16 protein-coding genes and 1 tRNA gene are annotated in these 13101 nt (G+C 55.9%); 2 read left to right on the top strand and 15 right to left on the bottom strand.

Going from position 1 to position 13101, the window contains the following annotated elements:
- Both sctT and sctU read left to right on the top strand, forming a co-directional pair.
- Positions 1 to 789, top strand: a complete 789-nt coding sequence (gene sctT, locus BFP90_RS09560) for a type III secretion system export apparatus subunit SctT (protein WP_065896525.1) — start codon at positions 1 to 3, stop codon at positions 787 to 789.
- Positions 786 to 1883, top strand: coding sequence for a type III secretion system export apparatus subunit SctU (gene sctU, locus BFP90_RS09555; protein ID WP_065891734.1), 1098 nt, complete (start codon positions 786 to 788; stop codon positions 1881 to 1883). Before sctT ends, sctU begins: the two co-directional genes overlap by 4 nt.
- On the opposite strand, the gene BFP90_RS09550 is transcribed toward sctU, so the two are convergent.
- The 15 genes from BFP90_RS09550 to BFP90_RS09480 all read right to left on the bottom strand — a co-directional run bounded on the left by BFP90_RS09550 (position 1884) and on the right by BFP90_RS09480 (position 13101).
- Complete coding sequence (locus BFP90_RS09550; RefSeq protein WP_065891733.1) at positions 1884 to 2234, bottom strand: transcriptional regulator; 351 nt, start codon at positions 2232 to 2234, stop codon at positions 1884 to 1886.
- A gap of 11 nt (positions 2235 to 2245) precedes the next feature.
- Positions 2246 to 2449, bottom strand: a complete 204-nt coding sequence (gene hrpT, locus BFP90_RS09545) for an HrpT family type III secretion system protein (RefSeq protein WP_065888051.1) — start codon at positions 2447 to 2449, stop codon at positions 2246 to 2248.
- The gene (gene sctC, locus BFP90_RS09540; protein WP_065896524.1) at positions 2446 to 4587 is read right to left on the bottom strand and encodes a type III secretion system outer membrane ring subunit SctC; all 2142 of its coding nucleotides are present in this window, start codon (positions 4585 to 4587) and stop codon (positions 2446 to 2448) included. Before sctC ends, hrpT begins: the two co-directional genes overlap by 4 nt.
- A complete protein-coding gene (locus BFP90_RS27220) occupies positions 4580 to 4993 on the bottom strand; it encodes a hypothetical protein (RefSeq protein ID WP_083203197.1) in 414 nt (137 codons plus the stop codon). The genes sctC and BFP90_RS27220 overlap by 8 nt, the downstream gene beginning before the upstream one ends.
- Complete coding sequence (locus BFP90_RS09535) at positions 4994 to 5212, bottom strand: hypothetical protein (RefSeq protein ID WP_065888049.1); 219 nt, start codon at positions 5210 to 5212, stop codon at positions 4994 to 4996.
- Positions 5213 to 5280: 68 nt separating this feature from the next.
- Complete coding sequence (gene sctL, locus BFP90_RS09530; protein WP_065896523.1) at positions 5281 to 5898, bottom strand: type III secretion system stator protein SctL; 618 nt, start codon at positions 5896 to 5898, stop codon at positions 5281 to 5283.
- Positions 5899 to 6450: 552 nt separating this feature from the next.
- Entirely contained in the window at positions 6451 to 7257 is an 807-nt protein-coding gene (gene sctJ / locus BFP90_RS09520; protein ID WP_065891728.1) for a type III secretion system inner membrane ring lipoprotein SctJ, read from the bottom strand.
- Positions 7258 to 7263: 6 nt separating this feature from the next.
- Positions 7264 to 7617 carry an EscI/YscI/HrpB family type III secretion system inner rod protein gene (locus tag BFP90_RS29540; RefSeq protein WP_122462764.1) on the bottom strand — a complete coding sequence of 118 codons (354 nt, stop codon included), beginning with the start codon at positions 7615 to 7617 and terminating at the stop codon, positions 7264 to 7266.
- Between the two features lie 114 nt (positions 7618 to 7731).
- On the bottom strand, positions 7732 to 7932 hold the full coding sequence (locus tag BFP90_RS09510; protein WP_065888045.1) for a hypothetical protein: 201 nt from the start codon (positions 7930 to 7932) through the stop codon (positions 7732 to 7734).
- Between the two features lie 176 nt (positions 7933 to 8108).
- Complete coding sequence (locus tag BFP90_RS09505; RefSeq protein WP_065891726.1) at positions 8109 to 9035, bottom strand: sigma 54-interacting transcriptional regulator; 927 nt, start codon at positions 9033 to 9035, stop codon at positions 8109 to 8111.
- Between the two features lie 390 nt (positions 9036 to 9425).
- Positions 9426 to 10526 (bottom strand): redox-regulated ATPase YchF, encoded by a 1101-nt coding sequence (ychF, locus tag BFP90_RS09500; RefSeq protein ID WP_065891725.1) that lies wholly within the window; start codon positions 10524 to 10526, stop codon positions 9426 to 9428.
- Positions 10527 to 10547: 21 nt separating this feature from the next.
- Entirely contained in the window at positions 10548 to 11132 is a 585-nt protein-coding gene (pth, locus tag BFP90_RS09495) for an aminoacyl-tRNA hydrolase (RefSeq protein WP_003188350.1), read from the bottom strand.
- A gap of 167 nt (positions 11133 to 11299) precedes the next feature.
- A complete protein-coding gene (locus BFP90_RS09490; RefSeq protein WP_065888041.1) occupies positions 11300 to 11902 on the bottom strand; it encodes a 50S ribosomal protein L25/general stress protein Ctc in 603 nt (200 codons plus the stop codon).
- Between the two features lie 136 nt (positions 11903 to 12038).
- Positions 12039 to 12980, bottom strand: coding sequence for a ribose-phosphate pyrophosphokinase (locus BFP90_RS09485; RefSeq protein WP_003208392.1), 942 nt, complete (start codon positions 12978 to 12980; stop codon positions 12039 to 12041).
- Positions 12981 to 13026: 46 nt separating this feature from the next.
- A tRNA-Gln gene (locus BFP90_RS09480) sits at positions 13027 to 13101 on the bottom strand.

Genomic DNA, 13101 nt, shown 5'->3' with positions numbered 1-13101 from the left:
GTGCTGTTGTATCTTGAGTACCTGCCCAGCCTGCTCATCGGGATGGCGCGTATTTATCCCTGCGCCCTCTTTGTGGCCGCGTTCTGTTTTCAACATATACGCGGCAGGCTTCGGGCCACCATTGTGATGGTCATGGCGCTGCTGCCGGCGCCGGGTATCCATGCGGCGTTGGAAGGGCGGGATTACTCGGCGTTGGTATTGAGCGGGCTGGTGCTCAAGGAAGTTGCCCTGGGATTGTTGCTGGGGGTACTGCTGTCCATGCCGTTCTGGTTGTTCGAGGCGGTGGGAGCGTTGCTGGACAACCAGCGCGGCGCTTTGGCCGGTGGCCAACTCAACCCTTCGCTGGGGCCGGATGCCACGCCGATGGGGCATTTGTTCAAGCAACTGGCGATCTTCCTGCTGATGACTACCCTGGGGTTGGGCGCGTTGACCCAGTTGATCTGGGACAGCTACCTTATCTGGCCTCCCACCGTGTGGTTCCCGCTGCCAGCGGCGAATGGCATGAGCCTGTTTGTCGACCTGCTGGGCGACACCTTCACGCACATGATGCTCTATGCCGCCCCCTTTATCGCGGTGTTGCTGTTGCTGGAATTCGGCATCGCGCTTTTGGGGGTCTACAGTCAGCAGTTACAAGTCAGTACGTTGGCGCCACCGGTCAAATGCCTGGCAGGCGTCGGTGTTCTGCTGCTCTACTTTGCGCTGCTGCAGGACCTGATCGTCGGACGCATGGGCCTGCTGGGCGACCTTAAACACTCGCTCGGATTTTTGTTCAAGGTGCCGTTGTCATGAGCGACTCGGGCGAAAAAAAACACCCGGCGTCAGCCAAGAAGCTGCGCGACCAACGCAAGAAAGGCCAGGTCGCGCAAAGTCAGGATATTGCAAAGTTGCTGGTGCTGACGGCCATCAGCGAGATTGCTCTATTCACCGCCGAGACCAGCCTGCAACGTTTCCAGCAATTGATCCTGCTGCCGATGTCGCGCCTGTCTCAGCCCTTTACGCGAACGTTGGAAGAAGTCCTGTTCGAAGGCCTGGTGGTGTTTTTCTCATTCGCCCTGTTGATGATCGGCGTTGCGATTACCACGAAGCTGGTCAGCAGTTGGATGCAGTTCGGCATGCTGTTTGCGCCCGAGGCCTTGAAGTTGGATTTCAATCGACTCAATCCGCTCAGCCAGGTCAAGCAGATGTTCTCTGCCCAGCAGTTGATGAACCTGTTGATGAGTGTCGCCAAGGCCTGCTTCATTTCGCTGATCCTGTATGTGGTGATCCGCCCTTCATTGGGTACGTTGATCAACCTGGCCAACAGTGATCTGCAGAGTTACATCCTGGCGTTGATTGCGTTATTCCGCCACCTGCTGCATGTGTGCCTCGGCATGTTGCTGGTGCTGGCGCTCATCGACCTGGTGCTGGTGAAGCACTTTTTTGCCAAGCGTATGCGTATGACCCAGGTGGAGGTCGTAAAAGAGTACAAGGACATGGAGGGCGACCCTCACGTCAAGGGCCAGCGGCGTTCGCTGGCTTATCAACTGGCGCAGGAGGAGCCGAAGGTCAAGCTGCCCAAGCTGGAGGAGTCCGACATGCTGGTGGTCAACCCGACACACTTCGCTGTCGCCCTGTATTACCGCCCGGGTAAAACCCCGCTGCCCTTGCTGGTCAGCAAGGGCACGGATACCGAAGCCCGCAAGCTGATCCTGCGCGCCAAGGCAGCCGACGTTCCGGTGATCCAGTGCGTATGGCTGGCCCGCACGCTTTACACGAAAAAGCTGGGGGCCAGCATCCCCCGCGAAACCTTGCAGGCGGTGGCACTCATCTACCGTACTCTGCGCGAGCTGGATGATGACGCCAAGCGTGAAACCCTTGAGTTGCCGGAGCTTGAGCGGCGTTGATCAGCGGTTTGAGACCCTGTCCAGGGCTTGCAGATTGGCCAGTGACAGCATCCGGCTGAGGATACTGTCGAGCGCGCTGTTTGTTGCGGGCAGCGCGTGCCAGATTACCAGGGCGTCCTGAGCGTCGAGGTAGACAAAACAGCCATTGAACGCCAGTGCCTGCTCAAAACGCCGCTCCAACACACGCTGCAGTTGCCCGGCCTGCACGGCTTCGCAAGCCACCTGCAGGGCCAGCCCCGGCCGCGTTCCTACCTGCAGCGCGCAGACCTTGATCCCGGGCGCCAGTGGCAAGTGAGCGGCATTGCCGCTCACCAGAGAGTCCAGGAATACCTGGCGTTGATCGTCGGGCATGGGTTGAGGCCTCAGCGTTCCAGCGATACCGTCTGGTAATCCGACCGCTCGCCGGCGGGGCCGGGCTCGACACGCATCTGCGGTGGCCACCAGATCACCATCTTGTCCTTGGTCGATTGCGGGCGCGAGCATGAATCACCTTTGCAGGTGGGAACGCAGCCGGTGATGAGCATCGCTGCGCCGATCAGGGTCATGTACAAGAGTCTGAGTTTCATGGCGTAGCCTTCTGGGCAGGAGTAATCAAGGAAGGGCGCGGCACACTGAGGTGTTCGTCCTTCACCACGGGACGCATGGCGATAAAGACTTCGGCCTCTTCACCCGGCTTGAGCCAGGCGTGCGGCCACACGGTGACCGCCAGGGTCTGCGAGTTGCTGCATTCCTTTTCGTCGATACGTACATTGCGTTTGAACTGATTGCGCAGCACCACGACCGCCACGTTGTACTCCGGGCCGGCGAACCACTGGCTGCGTTCGGTATTGAGTGCCAGCAGGTCACGGGTGCTGCACAAGGTGTTGAGCCCCAGCGGCATCGGCGCTGCTTTGAAGGCCTTGGGCACTTCCCCGCTGACCAGGCGTGCCAGGGTACTGATGATGTCACTGCGCTTGATCACCGGCTCATGGGGGGAATAGCGCCTAGCCAGTGGCGTGAGTGCGGCTTGCAATTCGGCCTGGTCGGCCTGCGGCAGATAGCGCGACGGGTCGTCCTGGTCGCCGATGACCCGCGGTGTGAGGATAAACAAGCGTTCACGCCGGTTGTTCTTGCGTTCGGTCGACGAAAACAGCGCCTTGCCCAACAGCGGAATATCCCCCAGCACAGGGATCTTGTTTTGTTTGTCGGCACTCTCGGTGACATGGAAACCGCCGACAACCAGCGAACGCTTTTCCTGTATCACGGCCTGGGTGCTGACCTTGCCTCGGCGTACGTCAAGGTGGTCAGGGTTGCGGTCAGGGTTGCTCTCGTCGAAATTACCGTCTTCTATATCCACCGCCAGATGGAGCTGGTTGACGCCGCGGCTGGTGGTGACCCTGGGCACGACCTGAAGACTGGTGCCCACGGTAACGGGCAAGATGGTTACGTAATCTCTGCCGGGGGTGAGGTATTGGGTGCGGTTGAAGTCGATCACCGCCGGTTGGTTTTCCAGCGTCAGCACCGAAGGGTTCGAAACCATGGTCGCCAGCCCCTTGGCTTCCAGTGCGCGGATATCAGCGTAGAAACGGTCACGGTTTCCGATCGACAGCTGCGACGAGCTGCCCGGCGCCATGTTCACGCCGCCCCGAAAGCGGCTGTTCTGGAAGCCCCAGTTCACGCCGAATTCGCGCAACTGCGTGCGCTCGATATCGAGAATGATTGCATCGATCTCGATCAGCTTGCGCGCAACGTCAAGCTGAGTGATCAGCTCACGGTACATGCCCTGGCGTTCCGGCGAGTCATAGATCAACACGGCGTTATTACGTACATCGGCTTCGACGCGTATACGGCTGTTGGACACCGGGGCGCGCGGGGTCAACGTCGGCCCCGGGTCCAACTGCCCTGGATTGCCATTGGCGCCGAACATTTGCCCCAGCAGCGGATTGGCCAACCGAGGTACGTTGGGTGTGAGAGGGGTTGGTTGGGACGTAGGGCGTTGGCTCGGTCCAGAGAGCGACGAGGTGGACCGGGGTTCCAATAGCTGCCGCAAAATCGTGGCAACCCCGGGGACGATGAGCTTCTCGCCGCGGTAATCCACATGACGGTCCGCCGCATTGGCAAACTTCAACGGATAATTCAGCACGCTCTGCTTTTCATCCGGCGAGCGGCGTTGGCTGCTGAACTGCTTGATCTGTTCGATATAGCGTTTGGGGCCGGAAACCAGCACCACTCCGTCCTCCGGCAGCTCTCCCCAGCCGAAACGGCTATCGAGCAGGCCGATATCGGTCAGCGCCTGCTTGAGATCTGAAATCGTCTCTGACGAGACCTCCAGGCGTGCGGACTCCTGTTGATCCAGGGTGCTGATGTAAAGGGTGTTGTTGTAGAGGTACCATTGAAAACGGTGCTCGACGCCCAGCCTGTCCAGCATGGATTGCGGGGTGTTAGCGCGGATCTTGCCGTTGACGTCCCCCTCCAGCAGGCCCTCGATCTGCAGTTGCGTGCCAAAGGTCTGGGCGAAGTCTTCGAGTACCTCGCGCAGAGGTTTGTGTTCGGCCTCGTAGGCGTAGGCGGTGTTTTTCCATTCGGCGGGGATGGCGGCAAAGGCACTTTGTACCGGGGCGAGCAAGCAGGCGAGCGCGAGCAGGCATGCCAGTTGCGGACGTCTGGATGAAGTTTCAGACAGGTTGGGGCCCAAGCTGGTGTGCTTGTAAATGTTGTTATACATAGGTGTTTCCCTGATTACGCAACAACGAACGTAGCGAAGTAGGTCTGAGTGGCTGGGCCGGCTTGTTCAGGCGTGCAAAGGTGGCACGCCAGGTATCGCGTTGGTTGAGCAGAGATTCGATACTGCGCTGCAAATCCTGCTCGTCGCAGGGCTTATACAAGCAATGAATCAACCAGAGTTCACCACTGGCTGGGCATTGAGCGAGCGCACCCTGATAGTGAGCCAGGCTGATCGCTCCCTGTCGCATCCAAGTTGCCAGCGTTGATTTATTCGGCGCTTGATGGGTCAGTTGAGCACTTAGCAGTATGGCGTCGGAACAGTGACGTAAGATAATTTCGTCATCGCTCTCGAATAAACTGAGTTCCCCGGAGCCACTCTTCAAATACTCCGCAAGTGATTTTTTCACTTACTGTGCGCTGTCCAGGCCGGACTTAAGTAACATGAAATTTACGCGGGTTTGCTCATTGACGAGATATTCGGTTTTACGCTGTTTTGCGATAAGTTCGTAAAACAAAGCGGTGTCTTCTTCTGAACCTGAAAAGTTTTCGGCTGCATAGTTTACTTCCCTGTCAACGAATTTTGCGTCTCTAACAAGCTTGTCTTTAAGGCCATCGAAAAAGTTCATGTGAAATGCCTTTGTGGGTGTGTACTCCTTTATGGCTTTTATTTCGAAATGGTTCCATTTGTAGCTATTTATATGTCATGAAATGTGTCCCTGCCGCTTTCTACCGGGAGGCTTTCATCGTTTTTCATGACGGCGTTGACCATGGATATCCAGTCAATACGAAAATCCCCCTCGTCGGTATTCAATATCAGCGTTTGAGGCTTGATCGTATTATCCGCGCGTAGCGTCCAGTGAACATTACCGCCGCTGTCGAGGTATTGCCTCACTGTCTCAAGTTCATGTGGATGACAAACCAGTGTCGCCTTAATCGCAGGAATATGGCAGGCCAGCAGTTGCTTGATCAGGGCTCCAATCCGTTGTATGTGGGGCGTTTCTTCAAGCAAGAGCTGAATAGTCTGGTTGGCAATTGAAGTGGCGTAGTGTTCGAGGTTGTCACACAAGGCCTGGCGCTCGGCTTCCCAGCGCTTGAGCTGGGCATCGGCACGCTGCCATATTTCAAGCCCCGCCTTTTCAAGCAGGTTTTTGCGTTGTTCGTGTGCCTCTCTCAGCAATTGTTTGGCCCCAGCCTTTGCCTGCTCTATCACGTCGCCGGCCTGGGTATAACTTGCCAGGGCTTCGCGGGAGATCAGGCTTCCCGCCAAGGGGGGCGCTCCGCCAGGTGAGTTGATTGTGCGCCGACATAACATTGTTAATCTCCTTGCGTCCATGATTCGTAAGCGCCGTCGCTGTGGCTTGGCGCACCTATTCGCCAGACCACTGCATGCCAGAGGGTATCGAGACGGCTACGCGAGCCATTGAGCATCAGGGGCTTTTCTTCCAAAAAAAGCACACGCTGGCGAGGGAAACGCAGTCTGATCCGTTGCCAGGTAGCAGCGGTTATCCATGCGCGTAGCAACCGCAGTGGGTCATTATCAGCCTGCATGATATCCAGGGGCAGAGCCTTGGACAGGCTTTTACACCACAGGAGATGGTGCTCATCCAACGCCGTTGCACTGGCAGGACGGCAGATCCCATCAACCAGTGCCAGCCCCAGGTCCAGCTGGGCTGCTGGAGCAATTACGAGTTGAAGTAAGGCTGGGTCGGGCATGGGGGGCAGGCAGGGAGCGACACCGTAATGCGTGCCTGTGACTACCAGCCCGCTGCGATGAAGTTCTACAAGCGTTGTATATATATCTGTGCTTTTCCAGTCGTCATGTGCATATAACCAAGGGGCCGCCCACCACTGGGTCCATGCGAGATTACTCATTGCTTGAGTGAACAGACGCGTCAAGGGATGGCCCATGTGTACGAGCCGGCGTCATACGTTGCTTTCGCCTCTGCCAGAACATGCCTGCCGACACTATGAATACCAGAGCGAGCAACGAGACAGTCACACTGGTTTGCCAAAAACCCAGGTCATCCCCCGGAACCAGAAACGGCCCGAAGTAAACCAAACGTTGTTGCTCCAGGTAGGCTGTCGCAGGTACGAACACAACTGTTATTTTTTGCGGGTTATCGACCGCCGTGGCCATACCCGGAATGCTACTGGCAACCATCCTGCGAACACGTGCCCTGATGTTGTCGGGGTCGAGCCGCGGATCATGTTTGATGAACACCGACGCGGAGGCGGGTTGCACAGGTTCTCCTGGAGCAACGCGTTCGGGTAGAACTACATGTACTCGGGCCACGATAACGCCATCAATGTTCGATAAAGTGGTTTCCAGTTCTTGGGACAAGGCATAGATATAGCGTGCTCTTTCTTCCAGCGGCGTGGAGATCACGCCTTCTTTACGAAAGGTGTCGCCCAACGTAGCGCGTGCTGTTCGAGGGAGCCCCACGGCCTCCAGCGTTCGTACGGCGCGCGCAATATCGGTGACATTGACGACCACGATAACGCCATCTTTTGCGGGAACCTTCGTGGCACGAATATGTTTGTCGGCCAGCTCCGCTATAACTTCATTGGCCTCTTGTTCCGTTAATTGGCGGTGAAGCTCGACACGGTCGCTGCAGGCGCTCAGTAGAAGTGCGAAAGACAGTGTTAAGACAGTAAGCAACGTGCGATTCATGTTTACCTACTGGAGGTTACTGATTTTATCGATGCTCTGAGCGGTTTTACCAACGCACTTCGTCAACATATGCTGAAGCAGCACTGCATTGGAAAGTTGGTGCGGGTATTTTCGAGCCTCTATAGATTTATCTTTGCTAGCCAATGCGCGCAGGCTCCTGCTCATGCGATGGGTCAAGGAGTTCAGCGTGTCTGTTGCCTCGGATAACAGGTTCTGTGAATGTGCAGGGCTGGGAGTACTCGCCACTGGTGAGGGGAGCATCATTGAGTTAAAAAAATCTACATCCGAGCTTAAGTCGGGCGTGTCATGCGTCGTTTGAAGTGTACCGAGACCCTTGTCGCGTATGCTTTCTACGATCATACAACTCCCCTTACTCCAAGCTATGAGTAAACTTATTCGTCGTTGGCAATGACGTTATTGCGTTTGAAGTGACTGTCCCGATGCTGCGCGCCGGGACAGTGTATAGGCATTACTTTATGACAGTCGGATAGTATCGGTGACGCCTTTTTTACCGTTGGTCTTTTCCGCTTCTGCTTTTTCCATCGCGGTTTCTATGCCATCCCTCCGCTTTTTAGCGTCAATTTGCTTAAAGGCCGCTTGTGCGTCCGCGTCAGATAGTCCGCCGCCGTAGCCGCCGAACGAGGAGGAACCATAGGGGTTAATTGGGGAAGTCATATTTTTCTCCGTACATAACGTTAGTTTCACTGAACTCGGCGATGCCTGGGTAGTCCGGAACCCCGCCAAAGCCGTTCCATAATTTATGTGGTTCAAAAAATTTATACGTTCCATGCACATTTAGCGGTGGATTTTTAATATGTAACTTTTTTATACCGGGCGCACGACGGGTGCTCTCAGCTCAGCGATACACCCAAATGTTTCATCCGGTGATAGAGCGTTCTTTTCGCCACCCCCAACTCTGTCGCCACACTGTCGACACAATGGCTGTTTTGACGAAGGGACTGCTCGATCAGCGACTTCTCCATCTGGTGCAGGCGGGCTTTCAGGCTCATTTCTATTGTCTGCCGGCTGGTCACGTTCGTTGAGAGTGGCGGCAGGCCCAATACAAAACGCTTCGCCGTAGATCGCAGCTCGCGGACATTGCCGTTCCAGGGGTGACACAGCAACTGTTGTAACAAGTGGCTGCTGGGAGAGGGAGGGTAGACGAGTTTGAAGTGATCAGCTTCTTGCTCAATCATGTCGAGGAACATAGGGATGATTCTCTCTCGCCGATCCCGTAAGGACGGGAGGTGGATGCTGACGACATTCAAGCGAAAGTAGAGGTCGCGCCTAAAGGTGCCTTGCTCGACCATCTCATGCAGGGCGCGTTGGGCAGATGCTATGACGCGCATATCCACTGGGATGAACCGGGTCGAGCCCAAACGCTCGACTCCACGAGATTCCAACACGCGTAACAGCTTGGCTTGCAGCGTCAGCGGCATGCTGTCGATTTCATCGAGATACAAGGTGCCCAGATGGGCCGCTTCAACGAATCCAGCCCGGGATTGCATGGCCCCCGTATAAGCGCCGCTGTTTACGCCGAACAACTGGCTTTCGGCAAGGCTTTCCGGAATGGCGGCGCAGTTAACGGCAATGAAGTTCCCCTTACGATGGGACAAGTGATGAATATGTTGCGCCAGCGTATCTTTACCAGTCCCTGTTTCTCCCAGCAGCAGAATATCTATATCGAGAGCGGCTGTGTTGCTTACAGTCGTTTCGATGCTCGGGTAATCAGAGAAGTTGATGTCTGCTATAAGACTATTCTGATTGAGCGTCGACATATTGATTTTCTCCAACGCGGTGGCCGCAGAATGAGGGCTCTTTCCATATGAACTCAGTTAAACAGGATTTTTTTGGAGTGTCATGAGCTAGTTAGGACGTTGAATAGCGCGCGGGATCTACGTTGCAGGTAATAAAAAAAGTTCAAGTCTTACTGGGCGAGTTTGGCCGCTTTAAGTGTAGGGCGAGGCTTAACGTTGCAGGGAATTATTTTAAAGAAGCGTTTTTGCACTAAGATTTGTGATCGGATAGTTTCAATTGGATTTTTAAAATTTATGAGCAAATTTCTCATTCATGGAATTTTTAATCTTATCGTTAGCGAAATTCAGTCGCCCACAAAAAAGCCGATGCAATGCATCGGCTGTAGGTGCGGTATAAACCGCAGGTAACATTTACACGTTGAAGCGGAAATGCATCACATCGCCATCTTTAACGATGTATTCCTTGCCTTCCAAGCGCCACTTACCCGCTTCCTTGGCGCCTGCTTCGCCCTTGTACTGGATGAAGTCGTTGTAAGCGATCACTTCAGCACGGATAAAGCCTTTCTCAAAATCGGTGTGAATCACGCCGGCGGCCTGTGGCGCCGTGGCACCGACCTTGACGGTCCAGGCGCGGACTTCTTCAACACCGGCAGTGAAGTAGGTCTGCAGATTGAGCATCTCGTAGCCGGCACGGATCACGCGGTTCAGGCCAGGCTCTTCCAGGCCCAGGGCCTCAAGGAACATGTCCTTTTCTTCGCCGTCATCGAGTTCGGCGATTTCCGCTTCGATCTTGTTGCACACCGGGACCACGATGGCACCTTCTTCGTCGGCGATGGCCTTGACCACGTCGAGCAGCGGGTTGTTCTCGAAGCCGTCTTCAGCGACGTTGGCGATGTACATCACAGGTTTGGTGGTCAGCAGGTGGAAACCCTTGATCACGGCCTTCTCGTCGGTGCCCATGCTCTTCATCAGGCTGCGCGCAGGCTTGCCTTCGGTGAAGTGAGCGATCAGCTGTTCCAGCAGGCCTTTCTGAACCACTGCATCCTTGTCGCCGCCCTTGGCGTTGCGCGCAACTTTCTGTAGTTGCTTCTCGCAGCTGTCGAGGTCGGCGAAGATCAGTTCCAGGTCGATGATTTCGATGTCGCGTTTCGGGTCGACGCTGTTGGAAACGTGAATCACGTTCTCGTCTTCAAAGCAGCGGACCACATGGGCGATGGCATCGGTTTCGCGAATGTTGGCCAAAAACTTGTTGCCCAGGCCTTCACCTTTCGACGCGCCGGCGACCAGGCCGGCGATGTCGACGAATTCCATGGTGGTCGGCAGGATGCGCTTTGGGTTGACGATCGCTGCCAGCGCGTCCAGGCGTGGGTCCGGCATCGGCACGATACCGCTGTTGGGCTCGATGGTGCAGAAGGGAAAGTTTTCCGCCGCAATACCGGACTTGGTCAGGGCGTTGAACAGGGTGGATTTGCCGACGTTGGGCAGGCCGACGATGCCGCAATTGAATCCCATGGTGTTTCCCCTCGGTAAAAGTCAGGCCTTCTGGCTGTGCAGGTTTTTCATCGCACGGTTCCATTCACCGGCGAAGATATCCGGCAGCACGCCGAGGGCAAAATCGATGCTGGCATCGAGTTTTTCCTGTTCGGCGCGTGGCGCACGACCCAGGACGAAATTTGAAACCATACTGGCAACGCCTGGGTGGCCGATGCCGAGCCGCAGACGGTAGAAATTATTCTGATTACCCAGCTGCGCGATGATGTCGCGCAGACCATTGTGCCCGCCATGCCCGCCGCCCAACTTGAGCTTGGCAACGCCGGGTGGCAGGTCCAGTTCGTCATGGGCCACCAGGATTTCCTCAGGCTTGATCCGGAAAAATCCCGCAAGTGCCGCGACGGCCTGGCCGCTGCGGTTCATGTACGTGGTGGGAATCAGCAGACGAACATCCTGACCCTGGTGCGAAAAGCGCCCGGTCAGGCCAAAATATTTGCGATCGGCCACAAGATTGATGCCTTGGGCGTGGGCGATACGCTCAACAAAAAGGGCCCCCGCGTTATGCCGGGTCTGTTCGTATTCGGCGCCTGGATTTCCCAGGCCAACGATCAGTTTAATGGCAGTCACGACAGGGGCCCTTCCTTTGGAGTTGTGGATAACATCGCCAGACCAGCGTGCGGCGAAAGTGGACAACATTACATCATTTACTCAAGAGTAAACGCCGCGTTATCGCCCGCTTTCTCGCTACGTTTCGGTCCGCGATGTTTCCTCAAGCTCCTTCGTTACAGAGCGTATTACTCTGCAGCGGGTTCTTCAGCTTCATCTTCAGCTACAACACGTGGCGCGTGGACGTTGGCAACAGCCTTGTCGTCGTTGTGAGCCAGTGCAACGAACTCAACGCCTTTAGGCGCCTTGAGGTCGGAGAGGTGAATGATGGTGCCGATTTCAGCGTTCGACAGGTCGACTTCGATGAACTCAGGCAGGTCTTTCGGCAGGCAGCTGACTTCGATCTCGGTGGTGGTGTGGGAAACAACACCGCCTTTCTTGACCGGAGCTTCTTCACCCACAAAGTGCACAGGCACGATAGCGGTCAGTTTCTGGCCAGCTACAACGCGAACGAAGTCAGCGTGCATGATGAACTGCTTGGAAGGGTGACGCTGCATCGCTTTAACGATCACGTTCTGCTTGGCGCCATCGACGTTCAGTTCGATAACGTGGCTGTAGGCCGCTTCGTTTTCGAACAGCTTGGCGATTTCCTTGGCCAGAATGGTCACGGATTCAGCAGGCTTGTTACCACCGTAGACAACGGCTGGGATGTTGGCGGCGTGACGCAGGCGGCGGCTCGCACCTTTCCCCAGGTCAGTACGCGCTTGGGCGTTCAGAGTAAAATCGTTCATGTTGTATCTCCAAAATAGCCATCATCGAGGGGCGTTTGCGACCAGCGCCGAACTCGATATGGGCAAAAAAGCCCCGCCCCAGCGGAATGCTGGGGCGGGGCGCTTTTCGTCAGTGGATGGTCCGCAGGTCTGACCCTTATCGGAACATCGCGCTGATCGATTCTTCGTTACTGATGCGGCGAACCGCTTCGGCAACTACCGGTGCGATATCCAGTTGACGGATACGCGAACAGGCTTGAGCTGCAGCGGACAGCGGGATGGTGTTAGTCACCACCAGTTCGTCCAGCATGGAGTTCTCGATGTTTTCGATCGCTCGGCCCGACAGCACAGGGTGTGTGCAGTAGGCGAAGACTTTTGCGGCACCGTGCTCTTTCAAGGCTTTCGCCGCGTGGCACAGGGTGCCGGCGGTGTCGACCATGTCATCAACCAGAATACAGGTACGCCCTTCGACATCACCGATGATATGCATCACTTCAGAGTGATTGGCTTTCTCACGGCGTTTGTCGATGATACCGAGGTCCACGCCCAGGGATTTGGCAACTGCTCGTGCACGCACGACGCCACCAATGTCCGGGGACACGATCATCAGGTTTTCAAAGCGCTGGTCTTCGATGTCATCCACCAGAACGGGGGAGCCGTAGATGTTATCTACTGGAATATCGAAGAATCCCTGGATCTGGTCAGCGTGCAGGTCAACCGTGAGCACACGGTCGATACCTACCACGGTCAGCATGTCAGCAACGACTTTCGCGCTGATGGCCACACGTGCGGAACGCGGACGGCGATCCTGACGGGCATAACCAAAGTAAGGGATTACAGCTGTGATTCGAGTCGCTGAGGAGCGGCGGAAGGCATCAGCCATCACGACGAGTTCCATCAGGTTATCGTTGGTCGGAGCGCAGGTCGGCTGGATAATGAAGACGTCTTTACCGCGGACATTTTCATTGATCTCGGCTGTAATTTCGCCGTCGGAGAATTTACCGACAGAGATGTCACCGAGAGGGATATGCAGCTGACGTACGACACGTCGAGCCAGATCGGGGTTGGCATTCCCCGTAAAGACCATCATCTTGGACACGCGCAGTACCTAGAGGCTGAGGGTAACCTGGATGAGTATTAGAAAATGGCAGGGGCGGCTGGATTCGAACCAACGCATGGCAGGATCAAAACCTGCTGCCTTACCGCTTGGCGACGCCCCT

The sequence above is a fragment of the Pseudomonas sp. 24 E 13 genome (assembly GCF_900004715.1).
In the GTDB taxonomy this organism is placed as follows: domain Bacteria; phylum Pseudomonadota; class Gammaproteobacteria; order Pseudomonadales; family Pseudomonadaceae; genus Aquipseudomonas; species Aquipseudomonas orientalis_A.
The sequence above is the reverse complement of the archived record's forward strand: the minus strand, read 5'-3'. Positions and strand labels throughout refer to the sequence as shown.